The sequence below is a fragment of the Portibacter lacus genome, assembly GCF_021533215.1.
Classification (GTDB): domain Bacteria; phylum Bacteroidota; class Bacteroidia; order Chitinophagales; family Saprospiraceae; genus Portibacter; species Portibacter lacus.
This window is the reverse complement of the sequence record NZ_JAJNKA010000002.1, coordinates 403,088-417,690: the sequence shown is the minus strand read 5'-3', so window position 1 is coordinate 417,690 and position 14,603 is coordinate 403,088. Positions and strand designations below refer to the sequence as shown.

Genomic DNA, 14,603 nt, shown 5'->3' with positions numbered 1-14,603 from the left:
ATTGACTCTGAAAATAAAAGGCGCAAAATGAAACAGATAATTTTAATACTCAGCTTCTTAATTCCGACTTTACTATTCAGTCAGGATCAAAAATTGACCATTAAAATAAATACGGATAACGTCTTTCAAGAAATACACAGTTTCGGAGCGTCAGATTCATGGCGTACCCAATTCGTTGGAAAAAATTGGCCTCAAGAAAAGAAACAAAGGATCGCTAATTTACTTTTCAGCTTGGAAGAAAAATCAGATGGTAGTCCGGTCGGAATCGGGCTTTCTAATTGGCGATTTTATCTGGGCGCTGGGTCTATGGAGCAAGGTGATCAGGCGGATATAAGGAATGTATGGAGAAGATCCGAATGTTTTCTAGATGCAGATGGGAATTATGATTGGTCTAAATATGAAGGGCAACGTTGGTTCCTCCAAGAAGCGAAAAAACTTGGCGTTCCTATGTTCACTTTGTACACGATTTCACCTCCAGTTTTTTACACGAAAAATGGAATCGCCCACGCCACTAAAGGTGACCTAGGTTTCAACCTCAAAGAGGAACACTACGATAATTTTTCTAATTATATCGTTACTGTTTTAGATCATTTCAAGCAGAAAGAAAAGATTGAATTCAAGTACATTAGCCCGTTCAATGAACCACAATGGGCGTGGGATAAGTCGAATCAAGAAGGATCACCAGCAACAAACGCGGAGCTCTTCAAGATCACAAAGAATTTGTCAGAGGCTTTAAGCAAGACTACATTATCCACTAAAATACTTGCGGGAGAAGCAGGACAGATGGATTACTTATATCGAGAGAGAGGTAAAAACTCGAACGGCGACCAGGTGAATGTTTTCTTTAATAGGGAGTCGCCCTTCTACATGGGAAACTTTAAAAACCTAGAATATGCCATCACTTCTCATAGTTACTTCACTACTTGGCCGATAGCTAAGCAGATCAGTGTCAGACAGAAACTAGCCGAAAGAATTAAAGAAATAAATCCGGAACTTGATTTCCACCAAACGGAATTTTGTATCCTCGAGAAGAATCCTGAAATTACTGGCGGTAGAGGACGAGACTTGGGAATGCCGACCGCATTGTATGTGGCTAGAGTGATTCATTCCGACCTGACGATTGCGAATGCAAAGTCCTGGGAATGGTGGACAGCGCTCTCTCAATTTGATTATAAAGATGGGCTTATTCACCTAGATGATGGAATCGGAAATGGAGTGAGGAATGATACTAGTGCATTGAATCACCAATTAATGTTTGCTGGTACGGTAACAGAAACAAAACTGTTGTGGGCATTCGGGAATTTTTCCCGGTTTGTGCGACCAGGAATGAAGCGAATAGAAGCGACTTTAGATCATAATTTATCTCTTGAAGAGGCAGCTACAGACCTTCAAGTTGTTGCTTTTAAGGATTTCGAGAAAGGAAAGGCGGTGATCGTCTTCATTAATTATACAGAAGAATCGAAGGCGATAAATTTAGAGGGCGTGAAGTCTATAAATGGGGATTTATATATTACAGATGATGGAAGAGATCTAAAGAAGACGTCCGTAAAGCTCGATAATCTATCGCTTCCGAAAAGATCAGTATCTACACTTATTATAAAAAAATAATGAAAATGGTAACATGGTTTATTTATGCATTGGTGATGTTTGCTTGTGGAGAAACCACACTAGAAAACCCATCAATACAGCAAGAAGAACAACAAGAAGATGATTACTTGGCTGAACTGAAAGAAGAGCTAGTCAAAGTCTGGCCTAAAAACAGGACGATTAATTTCATTTTTCATGGACACAGCGTGCCTTCTGGTTATTTCAGAACTCCTTACGTTAATACTTTAGATGCATATCCTCATTTGTTTCTGAAGTTTATTAAGCAAGAGTATATTTCTTCAGTTGTGAATAGTATTACAACTTCCATAGGTGGAGAGCAAGCCGAACAAGGCGCTAAACGATTCGAAGATGAAGTCCTTAACATGAGGCCAGATTTGATCTTTATAGACTATGCTTTGAATGATAGAGGCATCGGACTAGAACGTTCAGAAGCAGCATGGGAATCAATGATAAAAGAGGCATTAGCGGCGGAAGTTAAAATAGTTTTGCTGACACCGACTCCAGATCTAAGTGAAGATATATTAGATGATAACACACCGTTACAGCATCATACCAATATGATTTTAAGATTGGGGAAAGCATACCATATTCCTGTAGTGGATGTATATCATGCATTCAAAACCTTAAAAAAAGAAGGTAAAGACATTACAGCATATATGAGTCAAGGAAATCATCCTAATGAATTAGGCCATAAAATTGTATTAAATGAAATAGTCAATGAATTGTTTTAAAAGTAATTTCAAAATTAGTTCTGCGTACGTTTTTCTGTTTATTGGATTTCTTTTTGTTCAATAAAGTAATTCTGCAAAGCTAACTTTAGTTAGTAAGTTGTGGAAAATGTTATCCTTATCATGCTTGTCGACTAAGGTGCTAATAATTATATATTGGCAATAAAAATTGTCAAATGGCTGGATGAAATGAAAGTCAAGGAATATTTTAGAAGATTTTGTTCATCTTAGACGTCGGAAAAATTAAAAACAAGACTACTGAAGTCAATTAAAATAGGACAGAAAATGAAGAACATGCATCTACGAAATGTCAGCTTATTGTGTTTATTTATCATTGGTTTACTAAGTTGTAAGACCTTAGAAAACTCAAAAAAGTCGATAGAGAGCCCAAATATTCTTTGGATTACCATCGAGGATACCTCTCCACAATTTATCGGCTGTTATGGGAATAAGGATGCAAGCACTCCTGTAATAGACCAACTGGCGAAAGAAGGTGTTCGTTTCACGAATGCATTTTCAACTGGAACTGTTTGCTCTCCAAGTCGTTCAGCGATCATAACTGGTGTGAAAACCTATAAAATGGGAACAGGGAATCACAGAAGCAATTATCCAGTTCCTGAATACATCAAGGGCTTTCCTTATTACTTGCAGGAAGCAGGATATTATACGACGAATAATAGCAAAACGGACTATAATGTTGCCAATATGAAGGCATTTACCAAAGAAGCTTGGAATGAAAGTTCTAACAAAGCGGGTTGGTGGAATAGAGAAACTGGTCAGGCATTTTTTGCAGTCTTTAATTATGCTGATTCTCACCAGTCAAGAACCATGACGGAGTCTTACGAATGGTATCAGAAAAACGTGGTTGCTTACTTGGATGAAAGCGAGATGATAGGTGATAATGATTTTGACATGCCACCATTTTACAAGGACACTCCAGCTATGAGAAAGCAAGTTGCAAGGGTTTATAATTCGATTAAATTGACCGATAATAAAATCGGAGACTTACTCGATCGATTGGAAAAGGATGGATTACGGGATAATACTATAATAGTTTTTTATGGAGATCATGGTGAAGGAATTCCTAGAGGAAAAACAAATGGAATTAATCTGGGATATCGAGTGCCATTTATTATAAGTTTCCCTGAAAAGTATAAGCATTTGTCTCCATGGGGAACGGGCGGAGTTGTAACAGACGAGCTAATTGAATTTACAGACTTAGCTCCAACGATGATTAGCCTTAGTGGAGGAAGAATTCCGGAGCATTTGGAGGGCCGAATTTTAATGGGCAAGAAGCGTGCACCTAAAGCTGACCACCTAGTTCTATCATCTGACCGAGCGGATAATGGAATCGATATGGTGAGATCTGTGACCAATGGCAGATACGTTTACTCAAGGAATTATATGCCTTTTTTGCCGCAAAGCAAATACATTCGATATGTAGAAATAGGAGAGATTACTCAAGAAATGCGAAAGGACTTAGCGGAAAATAAACTGAATCCATTGCAAAAAAGTTTGTTTGAAGAAAGACCACCTGAATATCTATTTGATATAGAGAAGGATCTATGGGAAACGAATAATCTCGCGAATGATCCAGGACATCAGAAGTTGTTGAAGCAAATGCGGGCGAATTTGAAAAAGGAGATTTTAGCTTCACGCGATGTCATGTTCCTTCCAGAATATGAAATTGGAATCCTTTCCAAAACAACTACACCGTATGAATATAGACTAGACCCAAAGCAGTATCCGCTAGCTGAAATTTATGATGCAGCAGCTTTAGCTGGGTTTAGAGGTGCGAATATCGCAGCTAAGCAAGCAGCACTTTTAAAAGATTCTAATCCTATCGTTCGTTATTGGGGAATTCTGGGATTGTATGCTCAAAACATTGACCTAAAAGAAAAATATGCTAGCGCTATTTCCGAGGTGATAAGAGATTCATATCCACCAGTAGCCATCACTGCTTCCGCTATGGCTTATCGTTTTCTGAATAACTCAGAAGCGGAAGGAATCTTGAAAAGCTATATCGAAAGTGAGAATTTTGAATTGGCATTGATGACCATTAATTATTTGTTGTATTGCGATCAGAAAGAGCCATTTATAGAGCTTGTTAAAGCAGTTCGTTTGAAAGGTTCTTCACCCTATAAGGTAAAGGCATCTTGTACTGATTTCCTTGGAATTCTTGGAATTGTTGAAAACAACACAAAATTTAAGCAGTAAAAAGCACCGATCATTTATAAAATCAGTAACAATTTTTCCAATCATGAAAAAAAGTAAGTTTTCATTAGGCGCAGTATTCCTGCTCGGATTTCTATTAAGAATTAGTGCCCAAGTGAGTGGTAATAAAAACGAAGCGAGTAGCGGCACAGAAATTTTTTGTGATGCATTCGAGTATTATGAAGGAGCAATGACTGGCTCCGCTTCATCTCAGAAAATAGATTCAGATAGTTATTCGGTATATCCTAATCCATCTCATCGGGAGTTCACCATCGAATCTAGCCAGGCAGAAGCAGTGAAAATTTCGATTTATGATTTGCAAGGCAGGATGGTCTACAATAATACTTTTAGAAATAAAATTCAGATTAGTAGAGATAGGATTTTGGGGTCGGGTGTATTTCTTATAAAGTTAACGACTAAGAATGGGACGTTTACAGAGAGAATTGTGGTGGAGTAGTTTTTTTAGGTCAATGCCTTAGCCTTATGATATATTACTTGTTAAAAAGTAAAAGGAAAACACTCTTAATTTAATTCTACTTTGATAGAAGTATTCTGAGAGACATCGAATGCACATTCAGTGAAGGTTGGTTTTCGGTACCATATTCCAGGATTGTTTGAAAAACCATACGGCTCTTTAGGATATCCTACGATATTAAAATCCATTCCTCCATTCTTAGAAACATCATGGAGCACAGCAATTGCATATTTACCTTTAGAGGCAACATTAAATTTCACTTTATGAGTTGCTTCTTTTATACTTTCTACTCGAAAATCATCAATATCTGACTCGCTAGGAAAGTTTCCTTCTTCGTTATAGAGTGCAATTCTAATGTCCCCTTTTAATTTGTCAATGCCTACCACGGTGACCTCTATTGTTAAGTTTTCTCCTTCCTCAATAGGTTGTGCGCTTAGACCAAAAGGTAAAATGCCTACTATTAAAAGTATTTTAATTGTCCAATATCTCATATTCACTCAAACGCAATAATTACCATTTTGTTGGATTTAAATAATTATTAATGACAAATTAACAATGTTACCCTTTATCTAACATTGACATAAAAAGACACTACGAAACGCTAAGTTAAAGTGAATATCTATTCTCTAATTATGCTTTCGGAAGTACCACCGCTAAAAACCTTTTCTGTCTAATCTTGTTAATTTTCTTTAAAATTTAATGGCTAAATTCTCCTTTGTTCACGATGAATAGAAGTATAGTAGTAATTGGTTCTGGGATTGCTGGCCTTGCAACAGCTATTCGCTTGCAGCAAGCGGGGAACCTTGTTCATGTATATGAGGCGAACGATTATTACGGAGGAAAGATTTCTGAATTTATAATGGGCGATTTCAGATTTGATGCAGGGCCATCTTTATTTACAATGCCTCAGTTTATAGAGGAATTATTTGACTTATGTGAGGTGCCCATGGAGCAATATTTCGCATATGAGAAGAAGGAGATTATTTGCAAATATTATTATGAGGATGGAACTCGATTTACCGCTTATGCAGATAAAGAAAATTATATTAAAAAGGCAGCTTTAACTTTCAATGAAGAGGAGAATTCCATTCGTGCCTACCTGGCATCAAGCAAGAAAAAATACGATGTTACTAAGAATTTATTTCTAAATAAATCACTGCATAAAGCCAAGACCTACTTAAGCCTTGATACCTTAAAGGGAATTGTCGCAATGCCTACCTTAGGTATCCATCGGAATTTGAATCAAGAGAACGAAAAATTCTTTAAGAATCCATTGCTTGTTCAGTTGTTCAATCGATACGCCACTTATAACGGCTCATCTCCTTTCCTGACACCAGGAATAATGAGTCTAATACCACATCTTGAGAATCATTATGGAACATTTGTCCCTAAAGGAGGGATGATTTCTATAACCAATTCACTGGTTTCGCTAGCGGAAAAACTGGGTGTTCAATTGCATCTTAATTCCAAGGTCAATAGAATCCTGATCGATGATTCAAACAAAGCGGAAGGTGTCATCGTGGAGAATAAAAAAATATTTTCAGACATCGTGGTCAGCAACATGGATGTCGTTCCGACATATCGAAAATTATTAAAAGGCTATCCAGCACCGGAAAAAGTGTTGAGACAAGAGAGGTCTAGTTCGGCATTAATTTTTTACTGGGGGATCAATCGAAATTTTGAAGAGCTCGACTTACACAACATTTTTTTTGCCAATAACTATGACCGTGAATTTAAGAACATTTTTGATAAGCAAACTATAGGAGATGATGTCACTGTTTATCTGAATATTACTGCTAAGGATATCCCGGAAGATGCTCCATCAGGATGTGAGAATTGGTTTGTGATGGTCAATGCTCCAGGCAATATGGATCAAGATTGGGATGAAATCATTAAGAGAACACGTGCAAATATTATCAAGAAACTGTCGAATCAACTGGGAGAAGAAATTGGACCCTTGATTGTAAGTGAATCAATACTTGATCCTCGAAGTATAGAAAGTCGAACACAAAGCTACCAAGGGAGTTTGTATGGTGCAGCTAGTAATAACCAATTTGCAGCATTTTTACGCCATCCTAATTTTTCAAGTAGGTTTGAGAATTTATACTTCTGTGGCGGAAGTGTTCATCCGGGAGGCGGAATTCCGCTGTGTTTATTATCCGCTAAAATAACTTCTGAATTGATTCTATATGATAAGTAACTTGAAGTTTAACGCTTTGTATATTTCCATTTTTCTAGTTTGGTTATTCCATGTTTCTGGGATGATAGGGATTTTGATGGGATATGAGGAGTGGTTTATTTCTCTCACTCCTGTCAACTTAGCGGTGTCATTGTTTGTCATATTATGGGTCGAAGAGTGGAAAGCCGAAAGACTTTTACCATTGGTCATTCCTTTTTCAATTGGGATGATTGCTGAAATTTTAGGTGTCAATTATGGTTTTTTCTTCGGAGATTATACTTATGGGGAGAATTTAGGACCTAAGGTATTAGGTGTTCCATGGTTTATCGGTATTAACTGGGCAATTTTAACATATTGTAGTGCGAATATTTCGAGAAGGATTACTAAAAATTTGACCTTATCATCTATAATTGCCGCTGCGATCATGGTAACATTTGATGTATTGATAGAACTTGTAGCTCCTCGCTTCGACTTTTGGGAGTTTAAGAACGGAATCATTCCACTAAGAAATTATATATCTTGGTTTGCTTTTGGCTTTTTAGCGAATTTTCTATTTCAAAAATTTAACCCTAAAGGGAATGGGGTACTCGCAACTAATATTCTGCTTGCTTTTACACTTTTCTTTCTGGTTTTCGTCTTCTTTTAATATAAATCTATGAGTCAAACGACACTCGTATCATTTTTCACATACCATAAAGTTAGAGCCAAGTGGAAGGCTTTCACTAGAATGGGACTTCCGCCATTAATGTTCTCGAAGGTGGATGGTCTTCAGTTCTGGCGAGCAATGGGAGTTGGAGGTGAGAATGGATTTTCTTTGAAGCCTGATTTTTCAACCTATGCTTTGGTAACTGTTTTTGAAAAAGAAGAAGATGCAGTAGATTTTTATGAAGGTGATGTCATGAAGAAATACACTAAGAATAGTATCGAGCATCGATCTTATTTCATGCATTGTATTAGCACTCATGGGAACTGGGGCGGTTCTAATCCTATGAAAGTAGTTGAAAATCCTGATATGGCGGCTAAGATTGCGATCATTACGAGAGCAACTATAAAACCTAAGCTCGCTTTGAGATTTTGGAAAAATGTACCGCGAGTTTCTTATACACTTAAGGATCATGAAGGCTTGAGTTATGCTAAAGGATTCGGAGAGTGGCCACTTATTCTACAGGCTACATTTTCGGTGTGGGAATCACTAGACCATATGAAAGCATACGCTTACAACAATCCAAGTCACACAGAGATGATTAAGAAAACAAGAGCTCTGAATTGGTACAAAGAAGAAATGTTTTCCAGGTTTGTAATATGGGATGAGAAGTTATTCAGGGATTCCGAGGAATAAGCATAAAAAAATAAATACTTCATCTTATCACTTAATCGAACTGTTCAGCTCTATACTGTCGAGGTGAAACGCCCATTTGACCTTTGAAAACTCTCGAAAAATACAAAGGATCTTGGTAACCAAGTTTGAAACTTATTTCCTTAATACTTAAGTCTGTATAATTGAGATATTCACATGCTTTTTGTATTTTTTTCATGTTGAAAAACTGAAAAAGAGGGTAGCCTGTATTCTTCTTAAATGTTGAGAGAATGTGAGATACGGAATAGTGAAACTTATGTGCTAGATCATCAGACTTAAGCGTTTTGTCCATGTTCTGGTTGAGGAAGTTGATGATATCCTGTACTAAGTTATTTTTCTTGAAATTATGGCTGTGTTTATCTACTTTATTGAAAATAAAGGAAGACATAAAATTCAGTGAAAGTAGACAAGCATATTCTAAGTCTTTCGCTCTATAATTTTCTGCTAGCACTTCGAATATTTGATCAAATACTTTGATACGCTCGTTTAAAAATGGTACTTCATGTACTGTTTGATTCATCTCATTATACCTTTCAAACAAAGCATCTGAAAGGTGTCCAGTGTAATGCATCCAAAGAATAGTCCAAGGATCTTTCTCTGAAGCTCCATACTGATGCGGCGTATTTTTTTCTATAATGATAAATTCATTCGGAGAAATCGTTATTCGTTCACCTTTGATTTTAACCCATCCTCTGCCACTAGTACAATAAATAAATATATACTGATTGCATCCTTTTCTTCTCTCTTTGAGGTGATGAATAGCTTTAGGATAACGCCCTATATCCGTAATATAAAAAGGTGCAGTGAGCACGTTAGATTTTAATTCCTTCCTAGTTTGTTTAGGAATGATTACAACTCGCTGACCTAGAAAACCATCTTGAATAGCATCACTATCCATTTTTACTTTTTTGCATTATTAATATTATGTGGACTAATAACGTTTAATTCTAAATTTTATACCAATAAAATTCATCCTTTTTCTTTTCATATAATGAAGATTGTGATAAAGCTTATTTAGTGGTCATAAAAGAGACAAATTCATATGCACTAAAGAAGAAATAAATAAGCTAATTTTTCACGATAACTTTAGATATGGGTCAAATCAAATGAGTGTCTTATAATATAACTAAATCGACCTATAAAAAAGCTTCATCTTATATCTTTTGCTTCTTGAACGAGTTTAATGAAGTCCCGAAACTGAGGTGATGAACACTTCCGTGCAAGTGGTAGATATTAAATCCATAGTCCACTCGCCATCTTTTAGCTTTGATTCCGAAGCCTCCACTATAACCAGCGAAGGATAGAAAATCTGTCAATGTCAACTCTCTTCTGCGAAAATGATTATATCCAAAACGCAATCTCAATGGACCTCCTTTACCTAATAAGAACTCTCCATTGATTACAAAGTGTCTAAAGAAGTTGTCTAGGCCTACAGCAAAGGAATTCGTAAATAATCTATTGTTTTCTAGATTCGGATCATCATAAGTGATGTTCCACCTATGCAGGTGATGAGCAATAAGTGAAAACCTTAAAGGTAGGTGAGCCAGTTGCTTACTAACTCCAGCTACTACGTCAAAAGGAAGCGGTTCTCTTTCTATATCATACGCAGTGAATTGGGTTCCAATGTTTTTGATAACGAATCCTGCTGAAAACTTTTTCTCATCCTGATGATACATGCCACCCAGATCTAATGCCATACCCGCAGATCGATAAGATTCAAAGCTTGAGAAGATAAATTTAACATTACTTCCTACCGAATAATTTTCATTCAAAGCCTTAGACGCTCCTAATGTTAGTGCTTGTTCACCCACTTTAAAAGTCCCGGATATTTGGCCGTATTCATCTGTTAAATTGAAATCACCGTAATTGATATACTGTAAACCGCCGTGAAATGAAATATTGTGTTTTTTAATAAAATGAGCATAGGAGAAGTAGCCATTGGTAATGTCTGTGAAATGAAAAGTCTGGCTGAAATTAAGTTGACTATGGCTTTGCTCATTTAGTGCAGCAGGGTTCATATACGCAAGATTAGCATCGTCGTCATAGACACTGACTTGATACTCGCCTAGTGCAGTAACTCTTGCAGAGGGAGATAAATTTAGGAATTCATAGATGTGCTCGCCTCCTACCTGAGCTAATAAGCTCCCAGAAAACAAGTACATTACTAAAAGTGTAAAACTATTCCTCATATTTTAATACCAGTTCTTTTTCACCTTCCTCTTTCGTCCATACTGTTTGGCAGATATATTCTCCACCATACTTTCCGCATTCCATTTTTTTAATTAATTCTCCTTCTTCACTGTAACTGTTGATCGTTCCGTATTCATTATCGCCATCTTTATAGGCTCCTTCCCACTTCACTTGGCCGTTTTTATAATATTCTTTAAATGGGCCATTTTCTTCATTATTTACAAATGTTACTTCCTCTAAAATTTCACCTGAAGAGTAATAACGTTTAACAACGCCTTCCATTTTGCCAGCTACATAATTCGCTTCCAAGTTGACCTGCCCATTTTCGTAAAAGGTACGATATAATCCATCTATTTCACCCTTAACATAGTGCTCTTGAATTTCTACTTCTCCATTCGGAAAATAGATCAATCGCTCACCATCAAGAGTGCCTTTTTTGAAATGGCTTTCCTCGAATAAATTACCATCTTCTGTAAAGGACGTATAAGTACCGAATTTCAATGAATCCTTATCTAAATAATACTTCTCAATAACAATTCCATCGTCATTTTTGACCTCTATTTCTATGAGCCGCTTTCCACATGAAAGCAAAATAAGAAGGGAAAAGATATAGAAAACAGTTTTTTTCATTTGTATTAAATATAAAACGTTAGAGTAATTTAAAAACGTATGCTCTTAAAGTTGGTTCTATTAATTTTTTAAAACAATACAATCCTTTGATTCAAAGCAGCAAAAAATTGACCTGAAAATAATAAGAAGCAACCATAAGTTTACCTTATCTACAGAACAATAAATTTAATTATTTTCTGCTTTTCGCATCTCAGTAGATTGCTTGATCAATTGTATTATGATGAAAAAAGGGTGATCGCATATGCCATCACCCTTTTTATATTTCTTAAGATAGAAGTTTAGAATCCGTATCCGAATCTACCATCTTCTACTTTTGCATTCTTCTTAAGGCCTTCTATTAGTCCTTGTCCAACTTTAGCTCTGTTCACTAAAGTAGTTGAATTTCTAAGAGATCCAACATTGCTGACAGCGCCAGGAGTAGCAATTGCGATTGGTTTAACCACATATACACCACTATTTCCTACGATAGGGCTACTTACATTATTCTCTCCAGCTTTAAATATTGCTGCAACTACTTCTGGTTCATTTCCTATTGCTGGAATAGAAGAACTAGCCATTGTTACAGCAGATAATGTATCTACACTCGTGTTGTATTTAGATGCGATGGCATTTAAGTCTGTACCAGAGATTTCAGCTTTTAGTTTAGCTCCTTTCTTTAAGTTTCTAACTAATGGCATCAACTCATCTTTAGCAGATTCCACAGTCTGCATTCCAGCAGGTACGATATCTCTTAATCCTACTACTACATATTTATTAGTGTAGTAATCTACAGGATCAGTAAAGCTATAGAAATCAGGAGCAACATCCCCTTCTTCGTTAGACTGATCGAATGCCCATCTAACCATGTCTCTTGAGCTCTGGCTAGATCCAAGATTTCCTACTTGATAAGCATTTTGATCTAAAGGAGCAGAAGTTCTAACATTTAAGTTAAGTGCTTTCGCAGCAGAAGTAATTGCTTCTAAAGTTCTGTTTTCACTTAAAAAGTCATTTACGATATCAAGTACACTATCCTGTGTTTCTTGACTAGGCGTAACTCTCGTATTAATATATGCTAATCTGAACTTGTCATCTCTATTTCTCTGGATAACATCAGTGATTTGAATCAAAAAGATGCCTTGTGGCGTTTTTGTTTCATAAAGCCCTTCTATGTTTCCTTCTAAAAATAATACATCATCAAGTGGAGAAGGAAGCATTCCTTGTGTTAGGTAACCTAAGTCACCACCTCTCTGAGCTGTACTTGGATCTTGTGAATTCTGAATGGCTAAAGAATCAAAATCTGCAGTTCCATTCACGATTAATGTTCTTAAACTATCTATGTAATCCTGAGCATCTTCAACTTGTGTAGGATTAGAAGATAAAGCTTGACGAACGATAATTCTAGCTTCTACTGAATCAGGAATAACTTGTCTTCCTACTACTTTAGCAGCAGAATATACACCATTGTCAATATATGGACCATAAGTTTGACCTAGTTCAAGGTCACCAATGTTGTCTTGTAATTGAGCTGGTAAGTCATCCAATGCATAATACAATGTTGGTTTGTCACCACCATTATTTACTGCATATATAGAGTCGCTAGTTGTATTTGCTAATTCATCAGCTCTTCTTGTCATATCTGCAAAAATTGCTGCAGAGTCTCTAGAAGTTGCTAGTACAGGAAATGAAATATAATCAACTATTCTAGTTTCCTCTTTAGAAGTGAACATAGATTTATTCTTGTTCATGTAATCTTTAATATCGCTATCACTTACTTCTACCGCGTCATTACTTACAGCATCAAATGGGATTTTTACATAAGCAACTTGTGCTCTTGTATTACTTTGCTTGTATTCTTGCTCTACCATCCAGCTTGGAGTGTAGACAGCTTTAGAAACAAGGTTAGTCAATTTGTTTTGCAATTGATTTGCAATAATTTGATCTTCTTGTACTGCCCAAAACGCTTTGAAATCTGGTGTTAATCCAGTATTCGTTGTGATTGCATTTTGAATTTGAGACAATTGTTGACGATCAACTTGTCCTGTATTTGGATTGTAAAAACTTTGCTGAATAATAGGGCTAAGATTTTGACCAAATTGAAGATCCATGAGCTCTTCAAAAGAAACATTAAGTCCTAATTCTTCCGTTTCGTCTTCAACAATAGACTTGTCTACAAAATAATTCCATAGATTTTCTCTTCTTTGATTCGCATCTTGGATTTGAGAATTTTGAGAAAGAATACTTTCAGTTCTTGAAAATTCTTGTGCATTGATTTTTGTTCCGTTTATAGTTCCTATAGTAGGATTCATTGCACTCCCTCTGTTAGCAGAAGTCATGTCCATAATAACGAAAGCAGCAAGAGCAAGCCCCAACACGATCAGCACAAACCAGAAGTTTTGTCTTATTTTACCTATTAATGCCATTTGATGTTTAAATTATAGTTCGACTGCACATTGCAGTTATTTAAATTATTGATTTCCAAGCCAGTTTGCTTTTCTGGCTTTAGATTTTATTACTTTTTGAAAAAGCTCCGCAAAGGTAACGTCTTTGAGGTAATTTTCAAATATTATACCATACATTTGCAAATGTATAAAAGTTGTATTAATATTTATTGTTCTAAATGTTGAGCTAGGTGGTCTAATTGCTCATAAAAATCTTCCCCGAATCTTCTGATTAGGGCCTCTTTCGCAAATTGATAAACAGGAACTTTTAACTCATCTCCTAAATTGCAAGCATCACTACAGATTTCCCATTTGTCATAATTCATGAAAATTATACCAGTATGAGGATCTTTTTTGACTCTGATAGGGTATAGGTGACAGGAAATGGGTTTGCGAAGTGGAATTTTGCCTTCGTTATAGGCTTTCTCTATTCCACACATAGAAATCCCATTTTCAGTAGTCAGAAAAACACAAGCACCATCTTCGTGGAGTCCAGTTCCTTCGAACTCATCATTATTATATAAGTTGTGAAATGGTTTCTCGGCTAAGAATTTTTGACTACGTTCTGGTAAGTCAGCAGAGAAATGGTCTATGTTTTCAGAGATCGTTGAAATTTCTTCAGAGGTTAATGGTGCACCGAAATCACCTTCCCAGCAGCAAGCACCCTTGCATTTTTCTAAATTGCAAACAAAGTTTTTCTGAACAATATCATCACTTATTAACTTGTCTTCTATATTAATCATAATCCAAAGGTAATAGATAATGATAAGTTGTTTAAATTGAATTTCACATATAAAGGAAATAA

Annotated in this window: 13 protein-coding genes; 7 read left to right on the top strand and 6 right to left on the bottom strand. The window is 36.2% G+C overall.

What is annotated here, in order from left to right:
• Positions 1-27: 27 nt before the first annotated feature.
• The 4 genes from L2586_RS04220 (at position 28) to L2586_RS04205 (ending at position 5,007) form a co-directional block, all read left to right on the top strand.
• Complete coding sequence (locus tag L2586_RS04220; protein WP_235291541.1) at positions 28-1,608, top strand: glycoside hydrolase; 1,581 nt, start codon at positions 28-30, stop codon at positions 1,606-1,608.
• Positions 1,608-2,339 carry an SGNH/GDSL hydrolase family protein gene (locus L2586_RS04215; RefSeq protein WP_235291540.1) on the top strand — a complete coding sequence of 244 codons (732 nt, stop codon included), beginning with the start codon at positions 1,608-1,610 and terminating at the stop codon, positions 2,337-2,339. The genes L2586_RS04220 and L2586_RS04215 overlap by 1 nt, the downstream gene beginning before the upstream one ends.
• Positions 2,340-2,621: 282 nt before the next feature.
• Positions 2,622-4,553 carry a sulfatase family protein gene (locus L2586_RS04210; protein ID WP_235291539.1) on the top strand — a complete coding sequence of 644 codons (1,932 nt, stop codon included), beginning with the start codon at positions 2,622-2,624 and terminating at the stop codon, positions 4,551-4,553.
• A gap of 43 nt (positions 4,554-4,596) precedes the next feature.
• Positions 4,597-5,007, top strand: a complete 411-nt coding sequence (locus L2586_RS04205) for a T9SS type A sorting domain-containing protein (protein WP_235291538.1) — start codon at positions 4,597-4,599, stop codon at positions 5,005-5,007.
• A 65-nt stretch (positions 5,008-5,072) separates the two neighbouring features.
• Here the strand turns inward: L2586_RS04205 and L2586_RS04200 are convergent, their stop codons facing one another.
• Positions 5,073-5,516: a DUF2141 domain-containing protein gene (locus L2586_RS04200; RefSeq protein ID WP_235291537.1), complete on the bottom strand. Its 444-nt coding sequence runs from the start codon at positions 5,514-5,516 to the stop codon at positions 5,073-5,075.
• 233 nt (positions 5,517-5,749) lie between these two features.
• Here L2586_RS04200 and crtD point away from each other — a divergent pair, with 233 nt between their 5' ends.
• From crtD to L2586_RS04185, 3 genes are read left to right on the top strand one after another with little or no spacing between them, the layout of a single operon-like run.
• The gene (crtD, locus tag L2586_RS04195) at positions 5,750-7,225 is read left to right on the top strand and encodes a 1-hydroxycarotenoid 3,4-desaturase CrtD (RefSeq protein ID WP_235291536.1); all 1,476 of its coding nucleotides are present in this window, start codon (positions 5,750-5,752) and stop codon (positions 7,223-7,225) included.
• On the top strand, positions 7,215-7,850 hold the full coding sequence (locus L2586_RS04190) for a carotenoid biosynthesis protein (protein WP_235291535.1): 636 nt from the start codon (positions 7,215-7,217) through the stop codon (positions 7,848-7,850). The genes crtD and L2586_RS04190 overlap by 11 nt, the downstream gene beginning before the upstream one ends.
• 9 nt (positions 7,851-7,859) lie before the next feature.
• The gene (locus L2586_RS04185) at positions 7,860-8,543 is read left to right on the top strand and encodes a hypothetical protein (RefSeq protein WP_235291534.1); all 684 of its coding nucleotides are present in this window, start codon (positions 7,860-7,862) and stop codon (positions 8,541-8,543) included.
• 31 nt (positions 8,544-8,574) lie between these two features.
• Here L2586_RS04185 and L2586_RS04180 read toward each other — a convergent pair whose 3' ends face one another.
• The 5 genes from L2586_RS04180 to L2586_RS04160 form a co-directional block, all read right to left on the bottom strand.
• Positions 8,575-9,459 (bottom strand): AraC family transcriptional regulator, encoded by an 885-nt coding sequence (locus L2586_RS04180; RefSeq protein WP_235291533.1) that lies wholly within the window; start codon positions 9,457-9,459, stop codon positions 8,575-8,577.
• Positions 9,460-9,715: 256 nt separating this feature from the next.
• A complete protein-coding gene (gene porQ, locus L2586_RS04175) occupies positions 9,716-10,750 on the bottom strand; it encodes a type IX secretion system protein PorQ (protein WP_235291532.1) in 1,035 nt (344 codons plus the stop codon).
• Complete coding sequence (locus L2586_RS04170) at positions 10,740-11,381, bottom strand: toxin-antitoxin system YwqK family antitoxin (protein ID WP_235291531.1); 642 nt, start codon at positions 11,379-11,381, stop codon at positions 10,740-10,742. Before L2586_RS04170 ends, porQ begins: the two co-directional genes overlap by 11 nt.
• Positions 11,382-11,659: 278 nt before the next feature.
• Entirely contained in the window at positions 11,660-13,780 is a 2,121-nt protein-coding gene (locus tag L2586_RS04165) for a peptidylprolyl isomerase (RefSeq protein ID WP_235291530.1), read from the bottom strand.
• A 185-nt stretch (positions 13,781-13,965) separates the two neighbouring features.
• Entirely contained in the window at positions 13,966-14,541 is a 576-nt protein-coding gene (locus L2586_RS04160; RefSeq protein ID WP_235291529.1) for a DUF3109 family protein, read from the bottom strand.
• Between the last annotated feature and the right edge of the window lie 62 nt (positions 14,542-14,603).